We start from the raw sequence: 5,911 nt of genomic DNA, 5'->3' as shown, positions 1-5,911 counted from the left end.
CGCTCAACTGCCTCTCCAAAGAATCCTTTCTCAGCCTAAACTCAACCCCAAAAACGCCATATGCGATTCCCCTGCCCACCTTGGGGGGAGATCAGCAGCTCCGCCCGCAGCGTCTTCTTCTGCAATGTCGGCGATTGGCGAAAGCCGAGGCGACAGCCAATCTCCCCACTTGTGGGGGAGATGGCCGGCAGGCCAGAGGGGGGCGCCGTAGAGCGCCGACCTCGGCAGAAATTCACCCCAGCAATTGCTTGCTCAGCTTCGCGCATTGCACGCGGATGTCGGGAATGGCATCGATCTCGAAGAAGGTGCCGCGCGTCAGCGGCCCGACGGCGAGCAGCTTCGACGAAACCGTGCCGTCGGCCGCGATCAGCTCGCATTTGGCGGTGACATCGAGGCCGAGGCGCAGCGGATCGGGCCGCGCCACGCCGCGCTCGACCAGCGAGCGCACGACGCCGTTCGACGTCCTCGAAATATCGCGGGCGATGCCCATGCAATCATAGATGCGGGCGACGTCCAGGGTCTCGACATCCTGCGTGCCGCGCGGCTGGATTTTCACGGCGAAGCCACCGTTCGCCTCGACGTTCACGACCCTTCCGGCGACGAGGCGGATGCGGCCCGACCGGACCGCCTCGGTGACGCGCGCGTAGACTTCCGGCGCCATGCGGTGGCGGTGGATGTCCCACCAGGCTTTGGTGTGCTCGACGAAGCGGCGCTTGGCCGAGGATGGCCAGTTCTGCCAGATCGTCTGGTTGAAGGGTCTCAGGCCATCGACGACGTCGCGCCAGTCGCCGCCGGCCTTCTGGATCTCGCGGATCAGATTGCGGAACCAGCCGACGAAGTAGGAAAGCTCCGTGCCGAGCGGAATGTCGGCGATATCGAGCTTGATCGGATTGCCCTTGCGGTGCGGCGACGGCAGCAGGCCGCGCCGCGACACCGCGACGATGGCGCCGTGATGGCCGCGCTGTTCCAGCGAGAGAAACGCGTCGACCATGCTCAGGCCGGTGCCGAGCAGCAGCACCTGGGCTTGCGGATCAAGCGTGGTGTCGGCCTCCGTCCCCATCCGGACGGCGTGGCCCTGGAAGGCGCCGGGCTGCTCGTCGTGACCGGTGGCCAGGACGGCAAGATGCGCGACGACGCTGGTGCCGTTGGCCAAGGCCACCTCGACGCCCGACGCGGTCGGCACGATCGACAGGCTCTCCTCGCGGATCAGCCTGAGCCGGCCGGTGTCGCGCTCACGCTCCACGAGGCCGTCGAGCAATTCCTGCAGATAGCGGGCATAGAGGCTGCGCGGCGCATAGAACGGCCCCTGGTCCGGCCTGGCGAGGCCGTGTTCCAGCACCCAGCGCGCGAAATGCGTCGGGTCGTCGGCATAGCCGCTCATGCCGGAGGCGCTGACGTTGAGCACATGCGCCGAAAGCAGCGTCGAATAGGCCATGCCCTGGCCGAAATGCGGCCGCTTCTCGATCAAGGTGACGCGCAGGTCCGGATTGGGCGATTTCAAAAGATGCGCGGCCAGCACGACGCCGCTGGCGCCGCCGCCGACAATGATGATGGAATTGGCGCGTCCAACCATGACTGCTCGCCGAAACGGAGCGATCAGCGTGCGGCGAGCGCCGCGAGCGGCCTTGGCCGCAAGCCACCAACGATCGCCGGAACGGGCTTTTGAAGGTCGCGCATCGTTCTCTCACTCCCAATGTTGATAAGATTACTATACTAACCGAGCCGGGCACGAAACCAGAGTTCCAATTGCCACGCCCTTTGAAGCATGAATTTGCCCGGATGGCGTGACAGGCGGATTTTCGTTCGGCCTGAGAACGGCGGCCTACGTTCCTTCGTCATTCCAGGGCGGAGCGACGCGGGAGCGGAGCGTAGACCCCAGAATGACGACACAAGAGACGGTCAGCCAACGCGCAAGGGTGCTGCTTGCCGGCGAACGCGACCGCTTGCCGCCGCGCGACGAGAGCCTCTGCCGGGCCTGGCAGTACTGGTCGCAAGGATCGGGTCGCAGACTAACCTTTGTCGCCAGCCGTCTCCGCGCGGCCGGCAAGGTCAGATGCGCGAGCGGTTCGCCCAGCGCAGCCCGACCACGCCGACCAGCATGGTGACGAGGCCGATATAGAGCCATTGCGCTGGCCGGTCATGAAGCTGCCCTTGACGAGGCCGAGACCTTGCAGCGACCACAGCGCACCCAACCCCAGCACAATCAGCGCCAGCACAAACCTGATCAATCGCATCGGCTTGACCCTCTCCGGAAGTCGATCCTGAACGGCAATGGGGACGCAACAAAAGACGCGGAGGAACCGAAGCAGTTCCGTCCCTCAGTACTTAAAATCTTGTGGGCCGATCTTGCCCCGAATGTCCCGTATACCGGCCCGATATTCATTGAGAATACGCCTTAACGGGGCCGTGAATATCATGACAAACTGTTTCGCGGCGACTCCAAACGTGTGCTGTCGCCATGGAACCGCCAGATCAATGCCGCATTTCCCGCCTCATTCGGCACATATCGGCGGGGCATATCTCTAACGGAGCCATCCCCAAAGCATGAAGAAAACCAACCAGACTGCGCTTGTCGCGGTAACGATCGCGGCTGGCCTGATGGCCGGCGCCTCATCCGCCTCCTCCGCCGCCGCGCAGTGCGGCCGCGCTTCCTGGTATGCGCTGCATTCCAGAACCGCCTCAGGGGAACGCATGAACCCCTCGGCACTGACTGCAGCCCATCGCTCCTTGCCCTTCGGCACCAAGCTTCGGGTCACCAACAAGAATAACGGCCGCAGCGTCGTCGTGCGCATCAACGATCGCGGTCCGTTCGTGAAGGGACGCATGCTCGATCTCTCCCGCGGCGCCGCCGGCCAGCTGGGCTTCATCGGTTCGGGCCATACCGCCGTCTGCATGGCGCGCGTCTGAGCCGCCTTTTTTTGATGCATGTCGTCATCCAAAGCGCTGCCCACTTCAGGGCGATATGCATTGGTCGTGTCCGGCATGAGGGGCCGGACACATATCCTTCACATTTCCGCAGCGCACATTGAGCCGGCTCGCCCGCTCAAGCCCGATTTTCAACAGGTTGAACCAAAGAAGCATTCGTCAGACAAAATGACGTATTGCATCGCAAAAATATCTTGTTAGCCTCGCCAGGAGACATTCAAGGCTCGGCGCTGTCCGTCGTCCTTTTGGTCGTTGGACGGCAGCGGGGTTCGCGATGTTCTACCAGCTCTATGAAATGAACCATGCGGCGCTGCAGCCGGCTCGGCTCTATGCCGACGCGGTACGGCTCTTCTACTCCAACCCGCTCAATCCGATTTCCCACACCCCCTTCGGCCGCTCGGTCGCGGCGACCGCGGAGCTCTTCGAGCGGACCACCCGCCGCTACGGCAAGCCGCAATTCGGCATGGATAAGACCGTGGTCGACTGGAAAAGCGTCGCCGTCACGGAAAAGACGGTCTGGTCGAAGCCGTTCTGCAACCTGATCCGTTTCGAGCGCGCGCTGCCCGCCGGCCGCAAGCCGGACCCCAAGCTTTTGATCGTGGCGCCGATGTCTGGCCATTACGCGACGCTGCTGCGCGGCACGGTCGAGGCGATGCTGCCCTATGCCGACGTGCATATCACCGACTGGGTCGATGCCCGCATGGTACCGGCTGCGCAAGGCAGCTTCGATCTCGACGACTACATCGACTATGTCATCGAGATGTTCCACGCGCTCGGCCCCGACACGCATGTGATGGCCGTGTGCCAGCCTTCGGTGCCGGTGCTGGCGGCGGTGGCGCTGATGGAAAAGCGCGGCGATCCCTTCGTGCCCGCCACCATGACGTTGATGGGCGGCCCGGTCGACACGCGCCGCAACCCGACCGCGGTCAATCTTCTGGCCAAGGAAAAGGGCATCGACTGGTTCCGCGACAATGTCGTGATGCAGGCGCCCTGGCCGGTGCCGGGCTTCGGCCGCCTGGTCTATCCGGGCTTCCTGCAGCTTTCGGGCTTCATGAGCATGAATCTCGACCGCCACATCATCGCCCACAAGGACTTCTTCATGCACCTTGTGAAGCATGACGGCGACAGCGCCGAAAAGCACCGCGACTTCTATGACGAATATCTGGCGGTGATGGACCTGACGGCGGAATTCTACCTGCAGACGGTCGACACCGTGTTCGTGCGCCATGCTCTGCCGAAAGGCGAGATGAAGCATCGCGGCGAGCCGGTCGACTGCGCGGCGATCCGCAACGTGGCGCTGCTCACCATCGAGGGCGAGAACGACGACATTTCAGGGCTCGGCCAGACCCAGGCCGCGCATGATCTGTGTGTCAACATTCCCGCCGACAAGCATGTCCATTACATGCAGCCGGCCGTCGGCCATTACGGCGTCTTCAACGGCTCGCGCTTCCGCTCCGAGATCGTGCCGCGCATCGCCGACTTCATCTCCAGCTATGGCCGCCAGCAGCGGGTGGCGGTGAGGCCGAAGCTGGTCCGTTCGGCCAAAAGCTGAACGCCGGAGCCCGGATCAGCCCTGCCGCCGCCCGGCGGCCGGCCGTGTTGCGCCCACGCCTCTGTTGCGAAAGTGCCGCTACGGGATCGTCCAGGTAACCATGCCGTCAAACTGGCCGTCGTCTCCAATTGACACGGACTGTAAATCGCCTTTAACGTTTCGTTAATAAAGAACAGGGCGGCGGGGACAATGACTTCCTCAGCGATGACGCGGATTCTGCGTTTGTGTGCGGTCGCAGGGCTGACGATCTCTGCGCATTGGGCCGTGCCTGCCTGGGCGGCGGGCGCGATGGCCACGGGCGGGCTGACCTCGCAGCCGATCGGCCACTATGATTTCTGCAAATCGCATCCGAACGAATGCAACATCCGCCCGGCCAATCTCGATCCGGCCAGGATGACCGACGGTCTGTGGCGCCGGCTGACCAGCGTGAGCGCCAAGGTCAACGCCGCCGTCAAGCCGTTGAGCGATCTCGATCACTACGGCAAGGACGAAGTCTGGGCCTATCCGGACGACGGCTATGGCGACTGCGAGGACTATGTGCTGGAAAAGCGTCGCCAGCTCTACCGCATGGGCATGTCGCTCGCCGATCTTTTGATCACCGTCGTGCGCAAGCAGGACGGCGAAGGCCATTCGGTGCTGACGGTGCGCACCGACAAGGGCGACTACGTGCTCGACAACCTGACCGACAGGGTCAAAGCCTGGGACGCGACCGGCTACCGCTTCCTCAAGCGCCAGGCGATCGACAACACCGGACGCTGGGTCTCGATCCGCGACGGCCAGGCGGTGCTGGTCGGCTCCGTGCAGTAGGCGCCAACTTCAGTTTCGTCATATTGTAGGGCGAAGCCAGAGCGCAGCGATGCGCCGCAGTTCCGGCCGCCAAACTACCCTATCCTCCTCAAACCATTCTATGGTCTGCGCCGCGTCGCTTCGCTCCCGCTCCGCCCGTGGATGACGAAGTCTCACAGCTCCATGAACCATTTCCTCCCGGCCGGCGACACACGGCCGTGGACGGAAACCAAACCATGGAGAATTCAAATGACTGCTTTTCTGCGGAACACCCTGCTTGCCGCCGTCGCGGTATCGGCCCTGACCGGATCGGCTCTGGCGGACGAGACTGTCAAAAGCTGCGCCAAGACCAACTTCAACGATTTGTGGAGCGGTCGCTGCTGTAGCGTCGGTTCCGCGAACTGCCCGGGCGGCGGCAATGGCCGCGACCATCAGGGCCATCAAGGCAATGGCGGCCGGGGCAGCACCAATGGCGGCAGCACGAACGGCGCCGGCAAGCTCTGATTTAGAGGTGAGGGCTTTCCACAGCGTCGCACATGGAAGCCTTGGCTTCGCGCCTTCGTCATTCTATGGCGGAGCAAGGAGCGCAGACCCTGGAATCCTGTGTGTTGGTTCTGGTGTATGGTTTGAAGTGGGAAGGAGACCGAA

The 5,911-nt window shown here is 63.4% G+C and carries 6 protein-coding genes; 4 read left to right on the top strand and 2 right to left on the bottom strand.

Annotated features, from left to right (window positions below):
• Window positions 1–232: 232 nt before the first annotated feature.
• Both FJ424_RS33230 and FJ424_RS33785 read right to left on the bottom strand, forming a co-directional pair.
• Window positions 233–1,573, bottom strand: coding sequence for an FAD/NAD(P)-binding protein (locus FJ424_RS33230; protein ID WP_140659990.1), 1,341 nt, complete (start codon window positions 1,571–1,573; stop codon window positions 233–235).
• Between the two features lie 436 nt (window positions 1,574–2,009).
• Complete coding sequence (locus FJ424_RS33785) at window positions 2,010–2,234, bottom strand: hypothetical protein (RefSeq protein WP_246677428.1); 225 nt, start codon at window positions 2,232–2,234, stop codon at window positions 2,010–2,012.
• 310 nt (window positions 2,235–2,544) lie between these two features.
• On the opposite strand from FJ424_RS33785, the gene FJ424_RS33225 reads away from it, so the two are divergent.
• The 4 genes from FJ424_RS33225 to FJ424_RS33210 all read left to right on the top strand — a co-directional run bounded on the left by FJ424_RS33225 (window position 2,545) and on the right by FJ424_RS33210 (window position 5,767).
• The gene (locus FJ424_RS33225; RefSeq protein WP_095767965.1) at window positions 2,545–2,907 is read left to right on the top strand and encodes a septal ring lytic transglycosylase RlpA family protein; all 363 of its coding nucleotides are present in this window, start codon (window positions 2,545–2,547) and stop codon (window positions 2,905–2,907) included.
• Window positions 2,908–3,199: 292 nt separating this feature from the next.
• Complete coding sequence (locus FJ424_RS33220) at window positions 3,200–4,477, top strand: polyhydroxyalkanoate depolymerase (RefSeq protein WP_140659989.1); 1,278 nt, start codon at window positions 3,200–3,202, stop codon at window positions 4,475–4,477.
• A gap of 189 nt (window positions 4,478–4,666) precedes the next feature.
• Window positions 4,667–5,284, top strand: coding sequence for a transglutaminase-like cysteine peptidase (locus FJ424_RS33215; protein WP_140659988.1), 618 nt, complete (start codon window positions 4,667–4,669; stop codon window positions 5,282–5,284).
• Window positions 5,285–5,512: 228 nt separating this feature from the next.
• Window positions 5,513–5,767 (top strand): hypothetical protein, encoded by a 255-nt coding sequence (locus tag FJ424_RS33210; RefSeq protein ID WP_140659987.1) that lies wholly within the window; start codon window positions 5,513–5,515, stop codon window positions 5,765–5,767.
• The last annotated feature ends 144 nt before the right edge of the window (window positions 5,768–5,911 follow it).

This window comes from Mesorhizobium sp. B3-1-8 (assembly GCF_006439495.1).
Classification (GTDB): Bacteria; Pseudomonadota; Alphaproteobacteria; order Rhizobiales; family Rhizobiaceae; genus Mesorhizobium.
Note: the sequence above shows the minus strand (reverse complement) of the source record. Positions and strands in the feature narration are given on the sequence as shown.